This window comes from Caulobacter sp. GW821-FHT09B11, from assembly GCF_059418205.1.
On sequence record NZ_JBWKPK010000007.1, the window covers coordinates 13,943 to 37,888 of the forward strand.

Below are 23,946 nucleotides of genomic sequence, written 5' to 3' on the forward strand. Positions count from 1 at the left end.
ATGGCCTTGAAGCACTTTAACCCGACCAGCCCCGGCCAGCGCGGCCTGGTGCTGATCGACCGCAGCGAGCTCCACAAGGGCCGTCCGGAAAAGAAGCTCGTTGAGGGCCTCTCGAAGTCCGGCGGCCGTGGCGGCAACGGCCGCATCGCCGTCCGCTTCCGCGGCGGCGGCGCCAAGCGCCTCTACCGTCTGGTGGACTTCAAGCGTCGCAAGCAAGGCGTGGCCACGGTCGTTCGTCTCGAATACGATCCGAACCGCACCGCCTTCATCGCCCTGATCAAGTATCAGGACGGCGAGCTGAGCTACATCCTGGCCCCGCAACGCCTCAAGGCCGGCGACGAAGTCGTCACCGCCGACAAGGTCGACGTGAAGCCGGGCAACGCTTCGCCGCTGCGCACGCTGCCGATCGGCACGATCATCCACAACGTCGAGCTGAAGCCCGCCAAGGGCGGTCAGATCGCCCGTTCGGCTGGCGCCTACGCCCAGCTGGTCGGTCGTGACGCCGGCTACGCCCAGATCCGCCTGAACTCGGGCGAGCTGCGCATGGTCCTCGACACCTGCATGGCCACCGTCGGCGCGGTCTCCAACCCCGACCACATGAACGAAAACCTCGGCAAGGCCGGTCGTGTTCGTCACATGGGTCGTCGCCCGCACGTCCGCGGCGTCGCCATGAACCCGGTCGACCACCCCCACGGTGGTGGTGAAGGCCGCACCTCGGGCGGCCGCCACCCGGTGACCCCGGCTGGTAAGCCGACCAAGGGCGCCAAGACCCGCGTCAACAAGGCCACGGACAAGTTCATCATCCGTTCGCGCCACAAAGCGAAGAAGGGCCGCTAAGCCATGACCCGCTCCGTCTGGAAAGGCCCGTTTGTCGACGGGTACCTCCTGAAGAAGGCCGACGCCGCTCTCGCGTCGGGCCGCAAGGACGTCATCAAGACCTGGTCGCGTCGTTCGACCATCATGCCGCAGTTCGTCGGCCTGGTGTTCGGCGTGCACAACGGCCAGAAGCACGTCCCGGTCTCCGTGTCGGAAGACATGGTCGGCATGAAGTTCGGTGAGTTCGCTCCCACCCGTAACTTCCCCGGCCACGCCGCCGACAAGAAGGCCAAGAGGAAATAATCATGGCCAAGCAAAAGCAAGCTCGCCGCCTTGAAGGCGTTGAGGCGATGGCCAAGGTGCGCACCCTGCGCACCAGCGCCCGCAAGCTGAACCTGGTCGCTCAGTCCATCCGTGGCCTGAACGTCCAGCGCGCTCTGAACGAGCTCGAATTCAGCCACAAGCGCATCGCCCAGGACGTCCGCAAGGCGCTGTACTCGGCGATCTCCAACGCCGAGAACAACCACAACCTCGACATCGACTCGCTGGTCGTGTCCGAGGCCTATGTGGGCAAGAACCTGGTGATGAAGCGTTTCTCGCCGCGTGCTCGCGGTCGGGCCACGCGCGTTGAAAAGCCGTTCTCCGAGATCACCATCGTGGTCCGCGAACTGGGTGAGGCCGCCTGATGGGTCAGAAAGTCAATCCGGTCGGGCTGCGGCTCGGCGTGAACCGCACCTGGGACAGCCGTTGGTTCTCCGACGGCGCCCAGTACGGCAAGCTGCTGCACCAGGACCTCGCGGTCCGCACGATGCTCAAGAAGCGCCTGTATCAAGCTGGCGTTTCGCGGATCATCATCGAGCGTCCTCACAAGAAGTGCCGCGTCACGATCTATGCCGCTCGTCCGGGCGTCATCATCGGCAAGAAGGGCGCTGACATCGAGAAGCTCCGCAAGGACCTCTCGGTGATGACCGAAGGCGACGTCCACCTGAACATCGTCGAGATCCGCAAGCCGGAAACCGACGCTCAGCTGGTCGCCGAGTCCATCGCTCAGCAGCTCGAGCGCCGGATCGCCTTCCGTCGCGCCATGAAGCGTTCGATCCAGTCGGCCGTGCGCCTCGGCGCCAAGGGCATCCGGATCAACGTTTCGGGCCGCCTCGGCGGCGCGGAAATCGCCCGCATGGAATGGTACCGCGAAGGTCGCGTGCCGCTGCACACGCTGCGCGCCGACATCGACTACGGTTTCGCGGAAGCCAAGACCACCTACGGCATCATCGGCGTGAAGACCTGGATCTTCAAAGGCGAAGTGCTGGAGCATGACCCGATGGCGCTGGACAAGCGTCTCGCTTCCGAATCCGGCCCCGCCGGCGAAGGTGGCGGGCGTGAGCGCGGCGATCGCTCGGACCGCGGCGACCGCGGCCGTCGCAATCGGGACTAAGGATAGAGCGCTATGCTGTCACCGAAGAAAACCAAGTTCCGCAAGCAGTTCAAGGGCCGTATCCACGGCGCTTCGAAGGGCGGCACCCTGCTGAACTTCGGCTCCTACGGCCTTAAGGCCGTTGAGCCGGAGCGCATCACGGCTCGCCAGATCGAAGCTGCTCGTCGGGCCATCACCCGTCAGATGAAGCGTCAAGGCCGCGTCTGGATCCGTATCTTCCCCGACGTGCCGGTCACCGGCAAGCCGGCCGAAGTCCGGATGGGTAAGGGCAAGGGCGCCGTCGACTACTGGGCCGCTCGCGTGGCCCCCGGCCGCATCATGTTCGAAATCGACGGCGTGCCGGACGATGTCGCGCGTGAAGCGCTGCGCCTCGGCGCGGCGAAGCTGCCGATCCGCACTCGTGTGGTCACCCGCCTCGACGCGGGCGTGGCCGTGGAGGCTTGAGGCTCATGAAGATCGCCGACATCCGGGGCATGACCCCCGATCAGCTCGCCGAAACCCTGCTGAACCTGAAGAAGGAGCAGTTCAACCTGCGCTTCCAGGGTGCGACGGGCCAGGTCGAGAAGACCCACCGCGTCAACGAAATCCGCAAGGATATCGCGCGGATCAAGACCGTGCTGCGCGCCAAGGCCGCGGCTTAAGGAGAACGATATGCCCAAGCGTATCCTCGAAGGGGTCGTCGTCTCCGACAAGGGTGACAAGACCGTGGTGGTGAAGGTGGAACGCACCATCGTCCACCCCCTTCTGAAGAAGATCGTGCGCCGCTCTAAGAAGTACCACGCGCACGACGAAGCCAATGTGTACAAGACGGGCGAAACCATTCGCATCGTCGAGTGCGCTCCGAAGTCCAAGCTGAAGACCTGGGAAGTGCTTCCCAAGGCTTCGGCTTAATATCTGGAAGGTCTAAACCATGATCCAGATGCAAACTAACCTGGACGTCGCCGACAACTCTGGCGCTCGCCGGGTCATGTGCATCAAGGTGTTGGGCGGCGCAGGCCGTCGCTACGCCAGCGTTGGCGACGTCATCGTCGTCTCCGTGAAGGAAGCCATCCCGCGCGGTCGCGTGAAGAAGGGTGACGTTCTGCGCGCCGTCGTGGTTCGCGTGAACCAAGGCCTGAAGCGCAAAGACGGTTCGATGATCCGCTTCGACAAGAACGCGGCCGTCATCGTCAACAAGCAGAGCGAGCCGGTCGGCACGCGGATCTTCGGCCCGGTTCCCCGCGAACTGCGCGCCAAGAACCACATGAAGATCATCTCCCTCGCGCCGGAGGTGCTGTAATGGCTGCTAAGATCAAGAAGGGCGACCGCGTCGTCGTTCTGGCCGGCAAGGACAAGGGCAAGCAAGGCGCTGTGTCCCAGGTCCTGCCGAAGGAAAACCGGGTTGTCGTGGAGGGCGTGAACATGGTCGCCCGCCACACCAAGCCGACCCAAGCCGACCCCCAGGGCGGCATCAAGCACAAGGAAGCCGCGCTGCACGTCTCGAACGTCGCCATCGTGGACTCCAACGGCAAGCCCACCCGCGTCGGCTTCAAGATCGAAGGCGACAAGAAGGTGCGCGTCGCCAAGACGACCGGCGAGGTGATCAATGGCTGATCAAGCTTACGAGCCCCGGCTGAAGACCGTTTATCGCGAGCGCATCCGCGCCGCGATGAAGGAGCAGTTCGGCTACACCAACGAAATGCAGATCCCCAAGCTGGACAAGATCGTCCTGAACATGGGCATCGGCGAGGCGGTGGCTGACTCCAAGAAGGTCCAGACGGCCATCAAGGATCTGACGGCGATCGCCGGTCAGAAGCCGGTCGCCACGAAGGCCCGCAAGTCCATCGCCGGCTTCAAGCTGCGCGAAGGCATGGTGGTCGGCGCCAAGGTGACCCTCCGCAAGGACCGGATGTTCGAATTCCTGGACCGCCTGGTCACGATCGCGCTGCCGCGCGTGAAGGACTTCCGCGGCCTGAACGGCAAGAGCTTCGACGGCCGTGGCAACTACGCCATGGGCCTGAAGGAGCACCTGGTGTTCCCGGAAATCAACTATGACCAGATCGAACAGATCTGGGGCATGGACATCATCGTCTGCACCACTGCGAAGTCCGACCAGGAAGCCAAGGCTCTCCTGAAGGAATTCCAGTTCCCGTTCGTCAACTAAGAGAGCGGGAAGGGAAAAGCACATGGCCAAGAAAAGCGCCGTCAACCGCAACGAAGCCGTCAAGGCTCTCGTCAAGCAACTCGCCGACAAGCGCGCCGCGCTGAAGGCGATCGCCAACGACGAGACCCTGCCGCTCGAAGAACGCTTCGAAGCTCGCCTGAAGCTCGCGAAGCTGCCCCGTTCGTCGTCGCCGGTTCGCATCCGCAACCGCTGCGAAGTCACGGGCCGCCCGCGCGCCTATTACCGCAAGCTGAAGATGAGCCGGGTTGCGCTCCGCGAGCTGGGCTCGCAGGGCCTGATCCCCGGTCTCGTCAAGTCGAGCTGGTGAGGACGATCATATGTCGATGAACGACCCCCTGAGCGACCTGATCGCTCGCATCAAGAACGCCGCCACGCGCAAGCGCTCCAAGGTCTCGACGCCGGCTTCCAAGCTGCGCGCCCGCGTCCTCGACGTGCTGGCCGACGAAGGCTACATCCGCGGCTACTCGCTCGTCGAGAAGCCCGGTGCGTTCCCCGAATTCGAGATCGAGCTCAAGTACTTCGACGGTGAGCCCGTGATCGCCGAGATCAGCCGCGTGTCCAAGCCTGGCCGCCGCGTCTATTCGTCGATCAAGGACCTCAAGCCGATCAAGAACGGCCTGGGCATCTCGATCCTTTCGACGCCCAAGGGCGTCATGTCGGACACCGCTGCTCGCGACGCTAACGTCGGCGGCGAAGTCCTCTGCCGCGTCTACTAAGGCGCGGGAGGGAAAGAGAACATGTCACGGATCGGTAAGAAAGCCGTCGTCATCCCCGCGGGCGCCACGCTGACGGTCGCGGGTCAGACGGTTACGGTGAAGGGCCCCAAGGGCCAGTCGTCGTTGACCATCGTCGACGAGATCGAGATCAAGCAAGAGGGCAATGAACTCTCGCTGACTCCTCGCGATGATTCCAAGCGCGCCAAGGCGATGTGGGGCCTGTCCCGCACCCTGGTGGCCAACACGGTGCATGGCGTCACCACCGGCTTCGAGGAAACCCTCGAGCTGGTCGGCGTCGGTTACCGCGCGGCCATGAAGGGCACCGCCCTGAGCCTCCAGCTCGGTTTCAGCCACGATGTGGACGTTGCGGCTCCGGCCGGCATCACGTTCGCCGTGCCGAAGCAGACCGAAATCAAGATCGCCGGCGCTGACAAGCAGGCGGTCGGCGAGATTGCCGCGAAAATTCGCCGCATTCGTCCGCCGGAGCCCTACAAGGGCAAGGGCGTGCGTTATGCTGGCGAGAAGGTTCGCCGCAAGGAAGGCAAGAAGAAGTAAGCCATGGCGCTCTCACCTCGCGAATCCGCCGTGCGTCGCGCTCAGCGCAACCGCACCCGTCTCAAGTCGCTGGCCAATGGCCGTCCGCGCTTGTCGGTCTTCCGTTCGTCCAAGAACATCTACGCCCAGATCATCGATGATGAACGCGGCGTGACCCTGGCGTCGGCTTCCACCCTGGAAGCCGACAGCAAGGGCGCGGACAAGGACGCGGCCGCCGCCGTCGGCAAGCTCGTCGCCGAGCGCGCGATCGAAAAGGGCGTCAAGGACGTCGTCTTCGATCGTGGCGGCTACATCTTCCACGGACGGGTGAAAGCCCTGGCCGACGCCGCGCGCGAAGCCGGCCTGAACTTCTAAGGGAAACACAATGGCTCGTGGTGACCAACAGCGCGGTGAAGGCGGTCAACGCCGTGACCGTCGCGACCGCAACGCCCCCGAAGAGCGGGTCGACAGCGACATCGTCGAAAAGCTCGTCCACATCAACCGCGTCGCCGCCACCGTTAAGGGCGGCCGTCGCTTCAGCTTCGCTGCTCTGATGGTCGTTGGCGACCAAAAGGGCCGCGTCGGCTTCGGTCATGGCAAGGCGCGTGAAGTGCCGGAAGCCATCCGCAAGGCGACCGAAGAAGCCAAGAAGACCATGATCCGCGTCCCGCTCCGCGAGTCGCGCACCCTGCACCACGACGGCGCTGGCCGTTGGGGCGCTGGCAAGGTCATGATGCGCGCTGCCCCTCCGGGCACGGGCGTCATCGCCGGTGGTCCGATGCGCGCGGTTCTCGAAACCCTGGGCGTCCAGGACGTCGTGGCCAAGTCGACGGGTTCCTCGAACCCGTACAACATGGTTCGCGCCACGTTCGAGGCCCTGAAGGTTCAATCGTCGCCCCGCCAGATCGCCGCCAAGCGCGGCAAGAAGGTTGGCGACATCCTCGGCCGCCGCGCCGACGGAGCTTCGGCTCCGGACGCTATCGAGGGCTAAGTCATGGCTGAAGCTAAGCAAGTCACGGTCCGCCAAACCGGCAGCCCGATCCGTCGCGAAAAGGACCAGCGGGCCACGCTCGCCGGTCTGGGTCTCAACAAGCTGGGCCGCACGTCCACGCTGGAAGACACCCCGTCGGTCCGCGGCATGATCCGTAAGGTCGCGCACCTGCTGGAAATCGTCGAGTAAGTCTGTTACACGACGACCCAAGATCGCCACCCCGGTGAAAACCGGGGTGGCTTTCGTTTGAAGCTCCGTCTTCTCGGGCGGGGTTTCGCCTAGAGCCTGCCAGGTTTGGATGGAACCATCCAAACCTGATCAGCAGGCTCTAGAACCAAACATTTTGAGCGCTCCAGGGTTAGCTGCGTACACCTGACCCTGGAGCGCTCTGGAATTTCAACGCCGAGTCCGGCCAGGCGGCCGGGCGCAGATCTCCAAGGAGAGGCACATATGACCAAGCTGAACGATCTGGCTCCGGCCCCCGGCTCCACCAAGGGCCGCATGCGCGTCGGCCGCGGCCCGGGTTCGGGCAAGGGCAAGACCGGCGGTCGCGGTGTGAAGGGCCAGAAGGCGCGCTCGGGCGTCGCCATCAACGGCTTCGAAGGCGGTCAGATGCCGCTGCACATGCGTATGCCCAAGCGCGGCTTCAACAACCCCTTCCGTCTCGAGTTCGCTGAAGTGAACCTGTGGCGCCTGGAACAAGCCGTCGAAGCCGGCAAGCTGAAGGCCGGCGCCGAAGTCTCGGTGGCCGACCTGGTCGCCGCCGGCGTGATCCGTCGCGAACTGGACGGCGTGAAGCTGCTGGGCAAGGGCGAGATCAAGTCCGCCCTGAAGCTGACCGTCTACTCGGCCACCGAAGCGGCCGTGAAGGCCGTCGAGGCCGCCGGCGGTTCGGTGACCGTGACCAAGAAGGCCAAGGCGCAAGCCGAAGCCTAAGACCACAGAGTCATCCCGGGCGGTCTTGTCGGACCGCGCGGGAGCCCAGGCGGGGAGGGGCGTTCGCGCACCAGTCCGCCATAAAGCCCCATCGGGATGACGTTCTTTCGAGGCTCGCCGTGACATCACGGCGAGCCTCACCTATGTGTGGCTCCGCACTGGGGCCTACGCCCAGCGATCGGCGATTCCGCCGGCGCTTCGGCCAGGCCCCGTCCAATACTTGGAGCGCGCTCCGCGTCCGTCGCTGAAGACGGCCGGCCGCGTTCTCGTCGTGGGGAATTGAATGGCCTCGGCCGCCGAACAGCTCGCAGCCAATATGAACTTCGGGTCCTTCCAGAAGGCCACCGAACTTCACAAGCGCATCTGGTTTACGCTCATCGCCCTGGTGGTCTACCGCCTGGGCACCTACGTGCCGATCCCGGGCATCAACCCCGACGCCTTCGCCAGCGCCTTCGCCGGCCAGTCGAAGGGCATCCTGGGCATGTTCAACATGTTCTCGGGCGGCGCCGTCGAGCGGATGGCGATCTTCTCGCTGAACGTGATGCCCTACATCAGCGCCTCGATCATCGTGCAGCTGATGGGCTCGGTGTATCCGCCGTGGGAGAAGCTGAAGAAGGAAGGCGGCGAAGCCGGCCGCAAGACCCTGAACCAGTACACCCGCTATCTGGCGGTGATCCTGGCCCTGGTGCAGTCGTTCTCGATCGCCGTCGGCCTGCAGAGCCAGCCGAACCTGGTCTATTCCGACCTGCCGGGCTGGTTCTTCGTGCTGTCGACCGTGGTCTCGCTGACCGGCGGCACCCTGTTCCTGATGTGGCTGGGCGAGCAGATCACCAGCCGCGGCGTGGGCAACGGCGTGTCCCTGATCATCTTCGCCGGCATCGTCGCGGCCCTGCCGCGCGGCCTTGGCCAGCTGTTCGTCACCGCCCAGAACACCGGCAACTACTTCCCGCTCCTGGTGATCTTCGTGCTCGCCGTGGCGGTGATCTTCGCCATCGTGTTCATGGAGCGCTCGCAGCGCCGCCTGCTCGTGCACTATCCCAAGCGCCAGCAGGGCAACCGCATGGTCGGGGGCGACAGCTCGTTCCTGCCGCTGAAGATCAACACCGCGGGCGTCATCCCGCCGATCTTCGCCTCCAGCCTGCTGCTGCTGCCGACGACCGCCATGCAGTTCCTGAACCCGGCCAACCTGCCCAACTGGGCTCAGTGGCTGCCGCCCGTGGTCGGCGCCATGCAGCACGGCCAGCCGCTGTTCATGCTCTGCTACGCGGGCCTGATCATCTTCTTCTCGTTCTTCTACACCTCGGTGGTGTTCAATCCGGACGAGACGGCCGAGAACCTGCGCAAGTACGGCGGCTTCCTGCCGGGCATCCGTCCGGGCAAGCGCACCGCCGAATATCTCGACTATGTGCTGACCCGCCTCACGGTGATCGGCGCGGCCTACATCACGGCCGTCTGCCTGTTCCCCGAGATCCTGATGGGCGCCCTGGGCAACAAGAACTTCGCCCTCGGCGGCACCTCGATCCTGATCGTCGTGACGGTGACCATGGACACCGTCGCCCAGATCCAGTCCCACCTGCTGGCGCACCAGTACGAGGGCCTGATCAAGAAGTCGAAGCTGCGCGGCGGCCGCGGTCGCTGACGCAGGTGTGAAACCGTCGGAAGCCGGATTGTGACAATCCGGCTTCCGTTTTCTTTGTACGCATTCTAGGTCTGACCAAGAGAGGGCGTCAGACCCTTGGAAACGCGTAAAGGGGCTTATATGAACTTGATCCTGTTTGGCCCTCCCGGGGCGGGCAAGGGCACCCAGGCCAAGCGACTGGTCGAGCAACGCGGCATGGTCCAGCTCTCGACCGGCGACATGCTGCGCGCGGCCATCGCCTCGGGCTCCGAGCTCGGCTTGAAGGTCAAGGACGTGCTGGATCGCGGCGACCTGGTCACCGACGAAATCGTCATCGCCCTGATCGAAGAGCGCCTGCCCGAGGCCGAGGCCGCCGGCGGCGCTATCTTTGACGGCTTTCCGCGTACGGTCGCCCAGGCCGAGGCCCTGGACGCCATGCTGGACAAGCGCGGCCAGAAGATCGACTCCGTCGTGCGACTCGAAGTAGACGAACCAGCCTTGATCGAGCGGATCACCAAGCGATACGCGGAGCAGGGGCGGTCTGACGACAACCCCGAAACCTTCGTGAACCGTCTGGCCCGCTACAACGCCGACACCGCCCCGCTGCTCCCGTACTATCGTGCGCAGGACAAGCTGGTGGCGGTCGACGGCATGGGGACCGTGGAAGCGGTCGCCGGAGCGATCGACGCGGCCCTTTCGGTCGTGGCGTGACTTTTAACGGAATCCGTTCCCTGAACGGATTCCGCCATTGACGGATGCGCAACTATCCCTATAACGGGGCGCTTCCGCGAAAGGGCGCGATCTGTGCGCGTCGGTCTGGGTCTTCGGATCGGGCCGAGCGCGCCGTTCGCGTCTTTGGTGCGTGACTAGGAGAACATTAGACGTGGCCCGTATCGCAGGCGTCAACATCCCGACGAACAAGCGCGTTGTCATCGCGCTTCAGTACATTCACGGCATCGGCCCGAAGTCCGCTCGTGACATCGTCACGCAAGTGGGCATCGAGGACGCCCGTCGAGTCAATCAATTGACCGACGCGGAAGTCCTGCAGATCCGCGAGACGATCGACCGTGAGTTCACCGTGGAAGGCGACCTGCGTCGCGAAAACTCGATGAACATCAAGCGTCTGATGGACCTGGCCTGCTACCGCGGCCTGCGTCACCGTAAGGGCCTGCCGGTCCGCGGCCAGCGCACCCACACGAACGCCCGCACCCGCAAGGGTCCGGCCAAGCCGATCGCCGGCAAGAAGAAGTAAGGTAGCCTGACCGATGGCCAAGGAACCGGGTCGCGTTAAAAAGCGCGAACGCAAAAACATCACCTCGGGCGTGGCGCACGTGAACGCCTCGTTCAACAACACCATGATCACCATCACCGACGCGCAGGGGAACACCATCTCCTGGTCGAGCGCCGGCATGATGGGCTTCAAGGGCTCGCGCAAGTCGACCCCGTACGCCGCTCAGATGGCCGCCGAAGACGCGGGCAAGAAGGCTGCGGAACACGGCGTGAAGACCCTGGAAGTGAACGTCTCGGGTCCGGGTTCCGGCCGTGAGTCGGCCCTGCGCGCCCTGCAGGCCGCTGGCATGACCATCACGACGATCCGCGACGTCACGCCGATCCCGCACAACGGCTGCCGTCCGCCCAAGCGTCGTCGCGTCTAGTATTTTTTAGATCCAATTCTCCTTCGCCGGCTGCGTGAAACGCGGCCGGCGAGTCGCGTTCAAGGGACACCACGTGATCGAAAGAAACTGGAACGAGCTGATCCGTCCTGAGAAGCCGCAAATCGAAACCGGCGCCGACGCGACCCGCAAGGCTCGTATCGTCGCCGAGCCGCTCGAGCGCGGTTTCGGTGTGACGCTCGGCAACGCCCTGCGTCGCGTTCTTCTCTCGTCGCTGCAAGGCGCCGCCGTCACCGCCATCCAGATCGATGGCGTGGTGCACGAATTCTCCTCGCTCGAGGGCGTTCGTGAAGACGTCGTCGACATCGTTCTGAACATCAAGCAACTCGCCGTGCGCATGCACGCCGAGGGCCCCAAGCGCATGACCCTGCGCGCCTCGGGCGCCGGTCCGGTCACCGCTGGCCAGATCGAGACCCCGGCCGACATCGAGATCCTCAACCCCGACCACGTGCTCTGCACGCTGGACGAGGGCGGCTCGGTGCGCATGGAATTCACGGTCAACACCGGCAAGGGCTACGTCCCGGCCGACCAGAACCGTCCGGAAGACGCGCCGATCGGCCTGATCGCCGTCGACGCCCTGTACTCGCCGGTCAAGCGCGTGGCCTACAAGGTCGAGCCGACCCGCGAAGGCCAGCGCCTGGACCGTGACAAGCTGACCCTGGAAGTCGAGACCAACGGCGCCGTCACTCCGGTGGACGCCGTGGCCTACGCCGCCCGCATCCTGCAGGACCAACTGCAGATCTTCATCACCTTCGAAGAGCCCAAGGCCAAGGCCGCGGACGAGTCGAAGCCCGAGCTGCCGTTCAACCCGGCTCTGCTCAAGAAGGTCGACGAGCTGGAACTGTCGGTCCGTTCGGCCAACTGCCTGAAGAACGACAACATCGTCTACATCGGCGACCTGATCCAGAAGACCGAAGCCGAGATGCTCCGCACCCCGAACTTCGGCCGCAAGTCGCTGAACGAGATCAAGGAAGTTCTCGCCGGCATGGGCCTGCACCTCGGCATGGACGTGCCGAACTGGCCGCCGGAAAACATCGAAGACCTGGCCAAGAAGTTCGACGACCAGATCTAAGACACTATCGCGCTGAATCCGGGCCGCTCTTCGACCTCATCGAGGCCGAAGGGCGGCCTGGGCCTTTTGAAGCCGCACTGCGGTGGAGGGCCCCGGCGCTTCGTTGTGACCCGGCCGGGATGCGAGCTGGGACTGGTGACAACAGGCGCTTCTTACGCGCCGCTCGGGCCAAGAGCCCAGGAGATACCCAATGCGTCACGGTTACGCCCACCGCAAACTCGGCCGCACCTCGGCTCACCGCACCGCCATGTTCGCCAACATGTCGGCCTCGCTGATCAAGCACGAGCAGATCGTCACCACCCTGCCGAAGGCCAAGGAACTGCGTCCGATCGTCGAAAAGCTGGTCACCCTGGCCAAGCGCGGCGACCTGCACGCTCGCCGTCAGGCCATCAGCTCGGTCCGCGACGTCGAACAAGTCGGCAAGCTCTTCGCCGTGCTCGGCCCGCGCTACAAGGATCGTCAGGGCGGCTACATCCGCGTCCTGAAGGCCGGCTTCCGCTACGGCGACAACGCCCCGATGGCCGTCATCGAGTTCGTCGATCGCGACGTCTCGGAAAAGGGCAAGGACTCGGGTCCGGTCTACGTCAACGAAGCCGAAGACTAAGAGATCTCGGCCTCACAGGCTGAAGTAAGAAGGCCCCGGAGCGATCCTGGGCCTTTTTGCTGTCTGGGGCCCCCGGGGAGGGGCCTCTACAAAACCTCTCCCAGAGGGAGAGGGAGGGGCCCGCCGCGAAGCGGTGGGAGGGTGAGGGGTTACGAGGTCGGACGATGTGCCGGCGCTCCGTCAGGCGCCGTAACCCCTCACCCCAGCCCTCTCCCTATGGGAGAGGGGGCCGGCCGAAGCGCGGGGACCTCAACGGCTGACGATGATCCCGTCGAACTCCGGCAGGGCCAGCGTCAGCTTCTCGCGCGTGAAGGCGCTGGCGGTCAGCGGGCCGTGCACTGTGCCCGGGCCGTCCTTGGCCGCCTCCACATAGTAGAACCGCGGCGTTTCGTCGGGCAGGTCGCGACGGGCGATGACGACGTAGCGGTCATTGCCGCCGTACTGGTCGATGCGCGGCCCCAGCACCGTCTCGCAGGTCAGGGCGTCGCGCTCCCAGCACAGGCTCAGGTGCTCGCCCTTGGCGTCGGACGCCAGGCGATAGCGGCCGGCGACGGTCTCGTAGGTTCCGGCGAACAGGAACCAGCCCAGTCCGCCCTGGCCCCGTCCGTAGCGCACGTCGCGTTCCTGCCATCGGCGTCCAAGGAAGACGCGCTCATGGCACAGGGCAACATCGGGCGTCGAGGTCATGCGGCAGGGAGCAGGCCGGCGCTTGGTCGGCAGGTGGGGCATGATCGGTTCGCTCACGCCGCGCGATTCCGACAGGGCGAATTCGCGGCGGATATCGGCCATTTCCGCCTGGGATTGCTCTGCCGGCGAGATCACGAAGTCCGCCTGCGGGGAGGGCGCAGTCGCGCAGCCCGCCAGCAGGCCGGCGGCGAGGACAATGAGAGCCGCCCTCATTCGCGCGTCAGGTCCTGCCGCTGGAACAGCGTCAGCGCCGCCGCCGACAGGCCGACCGCCCAGGCCAGCAGGAAGGCCAGGGCCTTGGCCCAGGGCAGGGGCTCGTCGACGACGCTGCGGTCCTGCAGTAGCGCCGTCTTCAGCAGGTCGCCCGAGAAGGCCGGCAGCAGCAGGGCCTTCAGGCTCGGCTCGTGCATCCAGGTGGCGACTATCGACTGGGCGGCGGCGAACACCAGGCCGACGATCAGCGCCCCCATGGTCGAGCGGGTGGCCACGCCCACCAGGGCGGCCAGGGCGACCAGGATCACCAACTGCAGCCAGCTGATCGCGAAGGTTCCGGCCAGGTCGGTCAGGGCCTCGCCGCGATAGGCGACAAACGCTCCGCCGCTGGTCGCCGCGCTGAACAGTCCGCCCAGCGCCGCCGCCAGGGCGTAGAGCACGAGGCTGGCCGCCACGGCGGTCGCCGCCGTCGCCAGCTTGGCCAGCAGCAGGTTGACCCGGCCGTTGCGCGGGGTCAGCAGCCGCCAGGTCTCCCAGCGATAGTCGCCGGCCAGCACGGCCGCCGACAGGATCAGCACGAACAACCCCATGACCGGCGAGGCGCCGCCGGCCAGGGCCTTGACCATCCGTCCCACCAGATCGACCGGAATGGGCGGCGCGCCCTTCATCAGCCGGCGGGCGAAAAGCTCGCCGCCGATGGTCAGCACCAGCCCGGCGATGGGCGCGAACAGCACGCCCCAGAATACGGTGCCGCGGTCCTTCAGAAGCCGGAAGCGCTCGGCGGCGAGGGCGTCAACGAGCATCGGCCGGCTCCTTGGCTTGCAGGATGTCGAGATAGGCGCTTTCCAGATCGGCCTCGCGCCAGCGGGCTTCGTGGATGTCGACGCCGGCGCCGACCAGGGCGCGGATCAGGGCGGGGGCCTCGTTGCGCTCGATCTGGGCCAGCACCGCGTCAGGGCCGTCGGCGCGGCCCTGATCGCCCAGCAGCTCCAGCACCTGGGCGACAGGGCTGGCGACCAGGCGCAGGGCCGGCTTGCGGCCGGCCAGGGTCTCGACCGGACCTTCGGCGACCAGCTTGCCCTTCGACATGATCGCCACCCGGTCGCAGACCCGGCGCACCTCGTCCAGCTGGTGGCTGGCCAGGATGATGGTCGCGCCTTCCTCGGCCGCCAGGCGGCGGATCAGTTCGCGGATCTCCTGGATGCCGGCCGGGTCCATGCCGCTGGTCGGCTCGTCGAGGATGGCCAGCGACGGGCGGGTGAAGAACACCGCCGCCAGGCCCAGCCGCTGCTTCATGCCGACGGAGAAGGTCGAGGTCTTGCGGTCGGCGGCCTCGGCCAGGCCCACGCGCTCCAGCCAGCCGCCGATGTCGGCGTCGGCGGCGCCGCTCTGCAGGGCCAGCATCTTCAGGGCGTCGCGGGCGGTCAGGTAGGGCGGATAGCGCGGAGTCTCGATCATCGCGCCCACCTGGCGCAGCGACGAGGCGTGGCCGGCCGGCGCGCCCGACAGCCGGGCGACACCCGAGGTCGGCCGCACCAGGCCCATGGCGATGCGGAAGAGCGTGCTCTTGCCTGCGCCGTTGGGACCCAGCACGCCGAACACGCCGCCGGCGGGAATCTTCAGGGTCAGGTCGTCCAGCGCCCGTACGGCGCCGTAGGTCTTGGTCAGCCCCTCGGCCTCCAGCGCGAAACTCATGCGGCGCGGTCCCGGCTCGGCGGCATCGGCGACTCTCCCTTATGAACTTGGCGCGACTATGGGCGCGGAAACGCCGGTCGGCCAAGTTGTTTGGCGCCAGCAATACGAATTGTCGCCAAGCTGTTCTATAGGGGCGGAAGTCTTCGCTTCAGGGCCTGGCCATGACCGTGCTTTCCCGTTTCGCCGCAATTCTGGCGATCGTCGTTCTTTCCGGTTGCGCCACCGCGCCCCGTCAGGCGGCGCAGACGCCGCCGCCCAAGCCCGCCCTGACCATCCTGGTTTCGATCGACGGCTTCCGGGCCGACTATCTCGATCGCGGCGACACCCCGGCCATGAAGGCCCTGGCCGACGGCGGCGTGCGGGCGGCCATGCGGCCCTCGTTCCCGTCGCTGACCTTCCCCAACCACTACGCCCTGGTCACCGGCATGCGCCCCGACCACAACGGCATCGTCAGCAACACCATGGAGGACCCGGAGATCCCGGGCGTCACCTTCACCCTCTCCAACCACGACGCCGTCACCGACACCCGCTGGTGGAGCATGGCCACGCCGATCTGGACCTCGGCCGAGCAGCAGGGCGTGCGCGCCGGCACCATGTTCTGGCCGGGCTCGGAGGCGCAGATCGCCGGCGTGCGGCCCACCAAGTGGGCGGTGTTCGACCAGAAGAAGCCTTCCAACGACCGCGTCGACACCCTGCTGTCGTGGCTGGACGAGACCAAGGACGCGCCGCTGGGCCTGGCCACCCTCTATTTCGACATCGTCGACAGCGCCGGCCACAAGTACGGCCCGGACTCGGCGGAGGTCCGCAAGGCTTCCGCCGACGTCGACGTCGCCATCGCCCGTCTGGTCGAGGGGCTGAAGGCCCGCGGCCTCTATGACCGCACCAACCTGATCATCGTCGCCGATCACGGCATGGCCCCGCTGCCGGCCAGCCAGCGCGTGGTGCTGGACGACAGCGTCGACCTCTCCAAGCTGCGCTATGTGGGCCTCGGCGCCATCGCCAGCATCTATCCCAAGGCCGGCGAGGAGGCCGCGGTCGCCGCCGCCCTGGTCAAGCCGCACCCGCACATGAGCTGCTGGGAGAAAGCCAAGATCCCGGCCCGTCTGCACTACGGAACCAACCGCCGCATCGGTCCGATCGTCTGCTCGGCCCAGACCGGCTGGTACATCACCACCGCCGCCTCGCAGAAGAAGCGCGAGGGAGAGGGCGGGGAGATGCGCGACGGCGGGGCCCACGGCTACGACAACGCCGACCCGCTGATGCAGGCGGTGTTCATCGCCAGCGGTCCGTCGTTCAAGTCGGGCAAGACCCTGCCGGTGTTCGACAATGTCGACGTCTATCCGCTGTTGGCCAGGGTGATCGGCGTGAAGCCGGAAAAGGTCGATGGCGAACTGGCCCCGGTGAAGGCCGCGCTGCGCTGATCGAAAGGCAAGGGCGGGTCGCGGGGCTCGCCCTTTTCTCTTGCTCAGATAATTGCGTTGTGCGTTAAATATTGCGTCCCAACGCAATAGGAGGCGCGCATGGCCCGCCTGACCTCGGCCCTCTGCTACAAGGATCCCAAGGCCGCCTTGAAATGGCTGGAGGCCGCGTTCGGCTTCGAACTGGTTCTGCTGATCGAGGACGGCGAGGGCAATCTCGCCCACTCGCAGATGACGCTCGGCGAAAGCCACGTGATGGTCGGCAACGAGTGGAGCGCCGACCACGCCAGCCCAGCCTCGCTGGGCGGCAAGAACACCCAGACGGTGCACATCCATATTGACGAGGACGTCGATGCGCATTGCGAGCGCGCCCGCGCCGCCGGGGCCGAGATCCTGATGGCGCCGGAAACCCAGTTCTACGGCGACCGCACCTATCGTTGCCGCGACCCCGAAGGCCACATCTGGACCGTGGGCCAGACCGTCCAGGCCGTTACCCGCGAGGAGGCCGAGGCCGCCACCGGCCTGAAGATCCAGGGCTGGGCGTGACCCCCGACGACTTCCGTCGTTTCGCCCTGGCCCTGCCGGGCGTGGTCGAGGGCGCGCACATGGGTACGACCGACTTCCGCGTCGGCCGCATCTTCGCCACCCTCGGCTATCCCGACGCTCGCCACGGCATGGTCCAGCTGACGCCCGACCTGCAGGCGATGCTGGTCGCCGCCGAGCCCGCCGCCTTCGTCCCAGTCAAGGGCGCGTGGGGTCTGAAGGGAGCGACCAATGTCGTGCTCGACGCCATCGACGAGCCGACCCTGCAGAGCGCCCTGGAGCAGGCCTGGCGGCTGAAGGCCGGCAAGCGGCTGGTCGCCGAACTGGACGCGGGACGGTGAGCATCGACCGCACCCTGGCGGCCCTGGCCGACCCGCACCGCCGCCGCACGGTCGAGCTGCTGGCCGACGGCCCGCGCCGGGCGGGTGAACTCGCCGACGCTCTGGGCCTGTCGCCACCGGCCATGAGCCGTCACCTGCGCACGCTACGGCAGGCGCAGTTGGTCGAGGAGAGCCATCCGCCGTTCGACGCTCGGGTGCGGGTCTACGCCCTGAAGCCCGGTCCAATGGCCGAACTCAAGGCCTGGGCAGCCGCGGCCGAGGCGTTGTGGAGCGACCAGCTCCTGGCGCTGAAGGCGCACCTGGAGACGGAAGGGTGAGCGCCCGCATCCTCGTGGCCCTGCGCATCAAGGCCGCGCCCGCCCGGGTGTTCGACGCCTTCGTCGGCGAGATCGGCGTCTGGTGGCGGCCCAATCCGCTGTTCTCGTTCACGCCGCGCTCGCCCGGCGTGCTGGCCTTCGAGGGAGAAGGGGAGGGCGCGCGCCTGGTCGAGCGCCTGGCCTCGGGCAAGGCCTTCGAGATCGGCCGTGTCCGGGTCTGGACGCCGGGCGAGCGGCTGGTGTTCGGCTGGCGCCAGGCGGCCTTCGCGCCCGGCATGGACACCGAGGTCGAGGTCCGCTTCGAGCCCGTCGGCCAGGAGACCCGCGTCACCGTCGAGCATCGCGGCTGGGAGACCGTGCCCGCCGAGCACGTGGCCCGCCACGGCTTTCCGGATCAGCTGTTCCTGCTGCGCCACGGCCAGTGGTGGACGGGGCTGCTGGAGGGGTTGAGCGCTCACCTAACTCCTCCCCCGTAAAACGGGGGAGGGGGACCGGCGAAGCCGGTGGAGGGGGCGGCGGCGCTCACAGCGCTCTGTCCCTCGCCCCCTCCGTCACGGCGCGTATCCGCACCGCGCCACCTCCCCCGTTTCTCGGGGGAGGAGAGGTTTCCAGCCCTTGCCGACTATCCGCCACGCGGTCAAAGATCCCGCCCCTCGGGAGGTCCCATGTCCGAACCCATCGCCCATCCGGCCCGCAAGGCGGCGCTGGGTTTCATCTTCGTCACCGCCCTGATGGACGTGCTGTCGCTGGGCCTGATGATCCCGGTGCTGCCCAGCCTGGTGAAGTCCATGGCCGGCGGCCGCACCGACGACGCCGCCCAGTGGACCGCCGCCTTCGGCATGGTCTGGGGCGTGATGCAGTTCGTCTGCTCGCCGATCCTGGGCATGCTGTCCGACCGCTTCGGCCGCCGGCCGGTGATCCTGATCTCGATCTTCGGACTGGGGATCGACTACATCTTCATGGCCCTGGCCCCGACCCTGTGGTGGCTGTTCCTCGGCCGGATCATCCACGGGGCCACGGCGGCCAGCTTCTCGGCGGCCGGCGCCTATATCGCCGACGTCACGCCCGAGAAGGGAAGGGCCAAGGCCTTCGGCCTGATCGGCGCGGCCTGGAGCGCGGGGTTCATCGTCGGCCCGGCGCTCGGCGGGCTGCTGGGCAAGATCGACCTGCACCTGCCGTTCTGGGTGGCGGCCGGCATGGCGCTGCTGAACTGGCTGTATGGTCTGCTGGTGCTGCCCGAGTCCCTGCCGCCCGAGCGCCGCGTGGCCCGCTTCGACTGGACCAAGGCCAATCCGATCGGCTCGCTGAAGCTGCTGGGCTCGCATCCCGACCTGCCGCGCCTGGGCGTGGTCAGCTTCCTGATGCAGCTGGCCCACAACGCCTATCCCAGCATCTTCGTGCTCTACACCGGCTATCGCTACGGCTGGGACACCGCCCAGATCGGCCTTCTGATGATGCTGTCGGGCGTGCTGGGGGTCATCGTCCAGGCCGTGCTGATCGGACCGATCGTCGACCGCCTGAAGGAGCGCGGGGCGGTGATCGCCGGTCTCGTCTGCTTCGTCGTCTCGTTCGGGATCTTCGCCTTCGCTCCGACCGGCTGGATCTTCGCCTCGGGCCTGGCCGTCAGCGCCTTTTCGGCCCTGATCCAGCCGGGTCTGATGGGCATGATGACCAAGCGCGTCGGCCCCAGCGAGCAGGGCCAGCTGCAGGGCGCCAACTCGGCCATCATGGGCCTGACCGCCATCGTCGGGCCGGTGCTCTACGGCCTGTCCCTGGCCTTCGCCGTGCGCCACGAGCAGACCCTGCACCTGCCGGGTCTGCCGCTGGTCATCGCCGGCCTGCTGGCCCTGGGCGGTCTGGCCGTGATCCTGCGCACGCGCCGCGCCCGGCCGGCGGCGGTCGGGGAACCCGGCCTTGATCCCGCGCGCTGAAGGCCTTGAATGCGCCCGAAACCTTCGCTGTTTAGGGGCGAACAAACGTGTCCGCTCGCCTTCCGGGCGGTCGCGTCCTGAAGACTGACGGAGTCACCGACTTGTCCAAGCCCGCCCTTCGCGTCCTGATCCCGACCCTGGCCCTGCTGGCCGCCTGCTCGGATCCGGCCTCGCGCAGCCAGGCCCAGTCCATCCCCGACCTCGCCCAGCCGACGCGCAAGTCGCCGACCGATCCGGTGTCGATGAAGGCCTCCTTCGCCCCGGTGGTGAAGAAGACGGCCCCCGCCATCGTCAACGTCGCCAGCCGCCGCGTCGTTCGCCAGCAGGCCGATCCGTTCTGGGACTTCTTCATGGGCGGCCGCGGCGGCGCCCCCCGCTCGCAGGTGCAGGGCTCGCTCGGTTCGGGCGCCATCGTCCGCGCCGACGGGGTGATCATCACCAACCACCACAACATCGAGAACATGAGCGATATCACCGTGCAGCTCGCCGACCGGCGCGAGTTCCCGGCCACGGTGCTGCTCGACGACCCACGCTCGGACCTCGCCGTCCTGAAGATCGACACCAAGGGCGAGCGCCTGCCCACCATCGCCATCGACGACCAGGAGCAGCTCGAGGTCGGCGACCTCGTTTTGGCCATGGGCAACCCGTTCGGCGTCGGCCAGACCGTCACCAACGGCATCGTCTCGGCCCTGGCCCGCACCGACGTCGGCGCGGCCGAGTTCGGCAGCTACATCCAGACCGACGCGGCCATCAATCCGGGCAATTCCGGCGGCCCGCTGGTCGATATGGACGGCGACCTGATCGGGGTGAACACCTTCATCATCTCGCGCTCGGGCTCGTCCAGCGGCGTCGGCTTCGCCATTCCGGCGGCCGTGGTGCGCCAGGTGGTCTCCACGGCTCTCGGCGGCGCCCACAGCGTCGTGCGGCCGTGGCTGGGCGTGCGCGGCCAGCCGGTCACCGGCGAGATAGCCAAGGGCCTGGGCATGTCCACTCCGCGCGGCGTGCTGATCTCCGATGTCTATCCCGGCGCCTCGGCCGACAAGGGCGGAGTCAGGGAAGGCGACGTCATCCTGTCGATCGACGGCCAGCCGGTGAACGACGAAGGCGGCGGCGCTTTCGCCATCGGCACCCACAAGATCGGCGACCGCGTGCCGGTGGTGGTCCGCCGCGGCGATCGCGAGCAGACCCTGACCGTCCGCGCCGAGGCCGCGCCGGAGACCCCAGCCAAGGACGAGCGCACCCTGACGGGCCGCAACCCGTTCGAGGGCGCGACGGTGATGAACATGTCGCCGGCCGCCGCCCAGGACGTCGGCGCCGACGCCTTCTCCGGCAAGGGCGTGCTGGTCACCAAGGTCGGCCAGGGCTTCGCGCTGAACGCCGGCCTGCGTCCGGGCGACTTCGTGCGCGAGGTCAACGGCAAGGCCATCAACACCACCGCCGACCTGGCCGCCGCTGTCCGCAACGAGGCGGCGACCTGGACCGTCGTCATCGAGCGGGGCGGCCAGCGCATCTCGGCCCGTTTCCGCACCTGATCCGGCCACGACCCTCTCCCTTCGGGGAGAGGGTTTCCGCTGAACGCGGAACCTCCTAAACCTCTTCCCATGTCCGATCTCTTCCAAGCCGCCGGCATCGCGCCCCACGCGCCCGCGCCGCTGGCCGACCGCCTGCGTCCCCAGAGCCTCGAAGAGGTCGTGGGCCAGGAGCACCTGCTGGGTCCCGACGGTCCCATCGGGCGCATGGCCGCGGCTCACCGCCTGGCCTCGATGATCCTCTGGGGGCCGCCCGGCACCGGCAAGACCACCATCGCCCGCCTGCTGGCCAAGGCCGGCGGCTACGAGTTCATGCAGATCTCGGCCGTCTTCTCCGGCGTCGCCGACCTGAAGAAGGCCTTCGAACAGGCCCGCATGCGTCGCCAGGCCGGCCAGAGCACCTTGCTGTTCGTCGACGAGATCCACCGCTTCAACCGCGCCCAGCAGGACGGCTTCCTGCCCTTCGTGGAGGAGGGGATCGTCACCCTCGTCGGCGCGACGACCGAGAACCCTTCCTTCGAACTCAACGGCGCTCTGCTGTCGCGCGCCCAGGTGTTCGTGCTCAAGCGCCTGGACGAGACGGCGCTGGAAAGCCTGCTGGCGAAAGCCGAGGCCGCCGAAAACCGCAAGCTGCCGGTCGACGCCGAGGCCCGCCAGGTCTTGATCGCCATGGCCGACGGCGACGGCCGCTACCTGCTGACCCTGACCGAGACCCTGCTGTCGATCGGCACGGACACGCCGCTCAATCCGACCCAGCTTGGCCAGTTGCTCCAGAAGCGCCGCCCGGCCTACGACAAGGATCGGGAGGAGCACTACAACCTGATCTCGGCCCTGCATAAGTCGGTGCGTGGGTCCGATCCCGACGCGGCTCTCTACTGGCTGGCGCGGATGCTGGAGGGCGGGGAAGATCCGCTGTTCATCGCCCGCCGCCTGGTGCGCATGGCCTCCGAAGATATCGGCGCGGCCGATCCGCTGTCCCTGCTGCTGACCACCGCGGCGAAAGACGCCTACGATTTCCTCGGTTCGCCGGAAGGCGAGCTCGCTCTGGCCCAGGCCGTGGTCCACATGGCCAGCGCGCCCAAGTCCAACGCCGTCTACAACGCCTACAAGGCCGCCCGCCGCGCGGCCAAGGAGACCGGCAGCCTCATGCCGCCCTCCCACATCCTCAACGCCCCGACCAAGCTGATGAAGACCCTCGGCTATGGCGACGGCTACGCCTACGACCACGATGTCGAGGGCGGCGTCTCGGGCCAGAACTACTTCCCCGACGGCATGGCCCGCCCGAAGTTCTACGAGCCCAAGCCGATCGGCGCGGAAGCCAAGGTCAAGGATCGCCTCGACCACTGGAGCCAGTTGCGCAGGGGCGGTAAGTGACGGCGATGTCCAAGCCGCCCCGCCGTCCGCCCGCCGCACCCAAGCCCAAGGCCTCCGATAGTCCGATCGAGCTGACGCCCGACGAGATCGCCTTCACGCGCTCGCTGGTGATCCACGAGGACGACAGCGTCTTCGTGCTCAACAAGCCCGCCGGCCTTTCCAGCCAGGGCGGCCGCATCAAGGCCCACACGCTGGACGACCTGCTCTGGGCCCTGGCCCGCCGCGATCGGCCGCGCCCGCGCCTGATCCATCGCCTCGACCGCGACACCTCGGGCGTGATCCTGACCGCCCGCACCAAGCCGGCGGCGACGTTCCTGGGCAAGGCCCTGATGGGCAAGCGCTTCCGCAAGACCTATCTGGCCATCGTCGCGCCCGGCGCGCCCGAGCCGCGCGGCGGTCAGATCGACAAGGCCCTGCGCCGCGAGTCCATCGGCCGCGAGGCCTATATGCGGGTCTGCGAGGACGATCACCCGGACGCGGAAAACGCCCGCAGCCGCTATCGCACCCTGGCCGCCAACGCCCAGGCCGCGCTGGTCGAGCTTTCCCCCGACACCGGCCGCATGCACCAGCTGCGCGTCCACATGGCCTCGATCGGCCGGCCGATCGCCGGCGACAGCCGCTATGGCGGGGCGCTGATGCTGGCCGGCGCGCCGGTGCCTCGGCTGATGCTGCACGCAGCCCGGCTGGTGTTTCCCCACCCCGAAGGCGGCGAGCGGCGGATCGAGGCTCCCATCCCCGACGACATGAAGGCCGTGCTCGAAAAGCTGGACCTGGCCGTCCCGGAACGCTGAACTTGGCCTGGCCGTTTGAGAGGCAAGGGAGAAACGCCATGAAGTCCGCCCGCCTCGTCTGCGTCCTCGCCGCCAGCGCCCTGGTCCTGGGCGCCTGCGCCACCGCCAAGCCTACCGTCTACCGGCCGCAGGCCGCAGCCACCGACGTCGGCTTCGCCCAGTACAAGATGGAGGAGGGGCGCTATCGCGTGACCTTCCGCGGCGGCCCCGGCGCGCCGGTCGGCCAGGTGACCGACTATGCTTTGCTGCGGGCGGCCGAACTGGCCCTGGCCGATGGCTACAGCTGGTTCCGCGTCGCCGACCGGGTCACCCAGTCGACGGGAGGAGGGGGCGGTCCCACCTTCTCGGTCGGCGGCGGTTCGAGCAGCTATGGTCGCCGTTCCGGCGTCGGCCTGGGCGTCGGCACCAGCTTCAACCTCGGCCCCGGCCCGGCGCTCAGCACCACGCTGGAAGTCGTGTTCGGCAAGGGTCCGCGCCCGCCTGGCGAAGCCTACGACGCCCAGAGCGTCGTCAACACCATCGGCAAGGGCATGGGCCGGGTTTGAAGC

Annotated in this window: 36 protein-coding genes and 1 pseudogene; 33 read left to right on the forward strand and 4 right to left on the reverse strand. The window is 67.2% G+C overall.

Annotated elements, in window-relative coordinates; translation table 11 throughout:
* From rplB to rplQ, 23 genes are all read left to right on the forward strand, one after another.
* A complete protein-coding gene (gene rplB, locus AC07N1_RS06610; RefSeq protein WP_110119913.1) occupies positions 1-837 on the forward strand; it encodes a 50S ribosomal protein L2 in 837 nt (278 codons plus the stop codon).
* A gap of 3 nt (positions 838-840) precedes the next feature.
* Positions 841-1,119 (forward strand): 30S ribosomal protein S19, encoded by a 279-nt coding sequence (gene rpsS / locus AC07N1_RS06615; RefSeq protein WP_012285669.1) that lies wholly within the window; start codon positions 841-843, stop codon positions 1,117-1,119.
* A 2-nt stretch (positions 1,120-1,121) separates the two neighbouring features.
* Positions 1,122-1,502, forward strand: coding sequence for a 50S ribosomal protein L22 (rplV, locus tag AC07N1_RS06620; RefSeq protein WP_058348435.1), 381 nt, complete (start codon positions 1,122-1,124; stop codon positions 1,500-1,502).
* A complete protein-coding gene (rpsC, locus tag AC07N1_RS06625; protein WP_110119914.1) occupies positions 1,502-2,251 on the forward strand; it encodes a 30S ribosomal protein S3 in 750 nt (249 codons plus the stop codon). The genes rplV and rpsC overlap by 1 nt, the downstream gene beginning before the upstream one ends.
* A 12-nt stretch (positions 2,252-2,263) precedes the next feature.
* Complete coding sequence (rplP, locus tag AC07N1_RS06630; RefSeq protein WP_109455088.1) at positions 2,264-2,695, forward strand: 50S ribosomal protein L16; 432 nt, start codon at positions 2,264-2,266, stop codon at positions 2,693-2,695.
* A 5-nt stretch (positions 2,696-2,700) separates the two neighbouring features.
* On the forward strand, positions 2,701-2,892 hold the full coding sequence (rpmC, locus tag AC07N1_RS06635; protein WP_494608042.1) for a 50S ribosomal protein L29: 192 nt from the start codon (positions 2,701-2,703) through the stop codon (positions 2,890-2,892).
* Positions 2,893-2,902: 10 nt separating this feature from the next.
* Complete coding sequence (rpsQ, locus tag AC07N1_RS06640; protein WP_101715813.1) at positions 2,903-3,142, forward strand: 30S ribosomal protein S17; 240 nt, start codon at positions 2,903-2,905, stop codon at positions 3,140-3,142.
* A gap of 19 nt (positions 3,143-3,161) precedes the next feature.
* A complete protein-coding gene (gene rplN, locus AC07N1_RS06645; RefSeq protein ID WP_058348440.1) occupies positions 3,162-3,530 on the forward strand; it encodes a 50S ribosomal protein L14 in 369 nt (122 codons plus the stop codon).
* Positions 3,530-3,844, forward strand: a complete 315-nt coding sequence (gene rplX / locus AC07N1_RS06650) for a 50S ribosomal protein L24 (RefSeq protein WP_110119916.1) — start codon at positions 3,530-3,532, stop codon at positions 3,842-3,844. The genes rplN and rplX overlap by 1 nt, the downstream gene beginning before the upstream one ends.
* Positions 3,837-4,394, forward strand: coding sequence for a 50S ribosomal protein L5 (rplE, locus tag AC07N1_RS06655; protein WP_110119917.1), 558 nt, complete (start codon positions 3,837-3,839; stop codon positions 4,392-4,394). The genes rplX and rplE overlap by 8 nt, the downstream gene beginning before the upstream one ends.
* Positions 4,395-4,416: 22 nt before the next feature.
* Entirely contained in the window at positions 4,417-4,722 is a 306-nt protein-coding gene (gene rpsN, locus AC07N1_RS06660) for a 30S ribosomal protein S14 (RefSeq protein ID WP_110119918.1), read from the forward strand.
* Positions 4,723-4,732: 10 nt separating this feature from the next.
* Positions 4,733-5,131: a 30S ribosomal protein S8 gene (rpsH, locus tag AC07N1_RS06665; protein ID WP_110119919.1), complete on the forward strand. Its 399-nt coding sequence runs from the start codon at positions 4,733-4,735 to the stop codon at positions 5,129-5,131.
* A 21-nt stretch (positions 5,132-5,152) separates the two neighbouring features.
* Positions 5,153-5,686: a 50S ribosomal protein L6 gene (gene rplF, locus AC07N1_RS06670; protein ID WP_494671087.1), complete on the forward strand. Its 534-nt coding sequence runs from the start codon at positions 5,153-5,155 to the stop codon at positions 5,684-5,686.
* Positions 5,687-5,689: 3 nt separating this feature from the next.
* Positions 5,690-6,040, forward strand: a complete 351-nt coding sequence (rplR, locus tag AC07N1_RS06675) for a 50S ribosomal protein L18 (RefSeq protein WP_110119921.1) — start codon at positions 5,690-5,692, stop codon at positions 6,038-6,040.
* Between the two features lie 10 nt (positions 6,041-6,050).
* The gene (rpsE, locus tag AC07N1_RS06680; RefSeq protein WP_110119922.1) at positions 6,051-6,656 is read left to right on the forward strand and encodes a 30S ribosomal protein S5; all 606 of its coding nucleotides are present in this window, start codon (positions 6,051-6,053) and stop codon (positions 6,654-6,656) included.
* 3 nt (positions 6,657-6,659) lie between these two features.
* Complete coding sequence (gene rpmD / locus AC07N1_RS06685; protein WP_099579521.1) at positions 6,660-6,845, forward strand: 50S ribosomal protein L30; 186 nt, start codon at positions 6,660-6,662, stop codon at positions 6,843-6,845.
* A gap of 261 nt (positions 6,846-7,106) precedes the next feature.
* Complete coding sequence (gene rplO, locus AC07N1_RS06690) at positions 7,107-7,592, forward strand: 50S ribosomal protein L15 (protein ID WP_494671088.1); 486 nt, start codon at positions 7,107-7,109, stop codon at positions 7,590-7,592.
* Between the two features lie 283 nt (positions 7,593-7,875).
* The gene (gene secY / locus AC07N1_RS06695; RefSeq protein ID WP_494671089.1) at positions 7,876-9,231 is read left to right on the forward strand and encodes a preprotein translocase subunit SecY; all 1,356 of its coding nucleotides are present in this window, start codon (positions 7,876-7,878) and stop codon (positions 9,229-9,231) included.
* A gap of 120 nt (positions 9,232-9,351) precedes the next feature.
* Positions 9,352-9,921, forward strand: a complete 570-nt coding sequence (locus AC07N1_RS06700; protein WP_494671090.1) for an adenylate kinase — start codon at positions 9,352-9,354, stop codon at positions 9,919-9,921.
* A 172-nt stretch (positions 9,922-10,093) separates the two neighbouring features.
* On the forward strand, positions 10,094-10,462 hold the full coding sequence (gene rpsM, locus AC07N1_RS06705; protein ID WP_494671091.1) for a 30S ribosomal protein S13: 369 nt from the start codon (positions 10,094-10,096) through the stop codon (positions 10,460-10,462).
* Between the two features lie 13 nt (positions 10,463-10,475).
* Positions 10,476-10,865 (forward strand): 30S ribosomal protein S11, encoded by a 390-nt coding sequence (gene rpsK / locus AC07N1_RS06710; RefSeq protein WP_004616890.1) that lies wholly within the window; start codon positions 10,476-10,478, stop codon positions 10,863-10,865.
* Positions 10,866-10,938: 73 nt separating this feature from the next.
* Positions 10,939-11,955, forward strand: a complete 1,017-nt coding sequence (locus AC07N1_RS06715; protein WP_494671092.1) for a DNA-directed RNA polymerase subunit alpha — start codon at positions 10,939-10,941, stop codon at positions 11,953-11,955.
* Between the two features lie 190 nt (positions 11,956-12,145).
* On the forward strand, positions 12,146-12,559 hold the full coding sequence (rplQ, locus tag AC07N1_RS06720; protein WP_110119927.1) for a 50S ribosomal protein L17: 414 nt from the start codon (positions 12,146-12,148) through the stop codon (positions 12,557-12,559).
* A gap of 12 nt (positions 12,560-12,571) precedes the next feature.
* Here rplQ and AC07N1_RS06725 read toward each other — a convergent pair.
* The 4 genes and pseudogenes from AC07N1_RS06725 to AC07N1_RS06740 form a co-directional block, all read right to left on the reverse strand.
* Positions 12,572-12,760, reverse strand: a pseudogene (locus AC07N1_RS06725) (hypothetical protein).
* 48 nt (positions 12,761-12,808) lie between these two features.
* Entirely contained in the window at positions 12,809-13,348 is a 540-nt protein-coding gene (locus AC07N1_RS06730; protein ID WP_494671093.1) for a hypothetical protein, read from the reverse strand.
* Between the two features lie 107 nt (positions 13,349-13,455).
* The gene (locus AC07N1_RS06735) at positions 13,456-14,262 is read right to left on the reverse strand and encodes a DUF2705 family protein (RefSeq protein ID WP_494671094.1); all 807 of its coding nucleotides are present in this window, start codon (positions 14,260-14,262) and stop codon (positions 13,456-13,458) included.
* On the reverse strand, positions 14,252-15,154 hold the full coding sequence (locus AC07N1_RS06740) for an ABC transporter ATP-binding protein (protein ID WP_494671095.1): 903 nt from the start codon (positions 15,152-15,154) through the stop codon (positions 14,252-14,254). Before AC07N1_RS06740 ends, AC07N1_RS06735 begins: the two co-directional genes overlap by 11 nt.
* A gap of 161 nt (positions 15,155-15,315) precedes the next feature.
* Here AC07N1_RS06740 and AC07N1_RS06745 point away from each other — a divergent pair, with 161 nt between their 5' ends.
* From AC07N1_RS06745 to AC07N1_RS06790, 10 genes are all read left to right on the forward strand, one after another.
* Positions 15,316-16,575: an alkaline phosphatase family protein gene (locus AC07N1_RS06745; protein WP_494671096.1), complete on the forward strand. Its 1,260-nt coding sequence runs from the start codon at positions 15,316-15,318 to the stop codon at positions 16,573-16,575.
* Between the two features lie 99 nt (positions 16,576-16,674).
* Positions 16,675-17,118 carry a VOC family protein gene (locus AC07N1_RS06750; protein ID WP_494671097.1) on the forward strand — a complete coding sequence of 148 codons (444 nt, stop codon included), beginning with the start codon at positions 16,675-16,677 and terminating at the stop codon, positions 17,116-17,118.
* On the forward strand, positions 17,115-17,456 hold the full coding sequence (locus tag AC07N1_RS06755) for an MmcQ/YjbR family DNA-binding protein (protein WP_494671098.1): 342 nt from the start codon (positions 17,115-17,117) through the stop codon (positions 17,454-17,456). Before AC07N1_RS06750 ends, AC07N1_RS06755 begins: the two co-directional genes overlap by 4 nt.
* Complete coding sequence (locus tag AC07N1_RS06760; protein WP_494671099.1) at positions 17,453-17,773, forward strand: ArsR/SmtB family transcription factor; 321 nt, start codon at positions 17,453-17,455, stop codon at positions 17,771-17,773. The genes AC07N1_RS06755 and AC07N1_RS06760 overlap by 4 nt, the downstream gene beginning before the upstream one ends.
* Complete coding sequence (locus tag AC07N1_RS06765) at positions 17,770-18,249, forward strand: SRPBCC domain-containing protein (RefSeq protein WP_494671100.1); 480 nt, start codon at positions 17,770-17,772, stop codon at positions 18,247-18,249. The genes AC07N1_RS06760 and AC07N1_RS06765 overlap by 4 nt, the downstream gene beginning before the upstream one ends.
* Positions 18,250-18,438: 189 nt before the next feature.
* Entirely contained in the window at positions 18,439-19,704 is a 1,266-nt protein-coding gene (locus AC07N1_RS06770; RefSeq protein ID WP_494671101.1) for a TCR/Tet family MFS transporter, read from the forward strand.
* Positions 19,705-19,805: 101 nt separating this feature from the next.
* Positions 19,806-21,236, forward strand: coding sequence for a Do family serine endopeptidase (locus AC07N1_RS06775; protein WP_494671102.1), 1,431 nt, complete (start codon positions 19,806-19,808; stop codon positions 21,234-21,236).
* Positions 21,237-21,305: 69 nt separating this feature from the next.
* The gene (locus tag AC07N1_RS06780) at positions 21,306-22,607 is read left to right on the forward strand and encodes a replication-associated recombination protein A (RefSeq protein WP_494671103.1); all 1,302 of its coding nucleotides are present in this window, start codon (positions 21,306-21,308) and stop codon (positions 22,605-22,607) included.
* Between the two features lie 5 nt (positions 22,608-22,612).
* Entirely contained in the window at positions 22,613-23,398 is a 786-nt protein-coding gene (locus tag AC07N1_RS06785) for an RluA family pseudouridine synthase (RefSeq protein ID WP_494671104.1), read from the forward strand.
* A gap of 38 nt (positions 23,399-23,436) precedes the next feature.
* Entirely contained in the window at positions 23,437-23,943 is a 507-nt protein-coding gene (locus AC07N1_RS06790; protein ID WP_494671105.1) for a CC0125/CC1285 family lipoprotein, read from the forward strand.
* Positions 23,944-23,946: the final 3 nt, after the last annotated feature.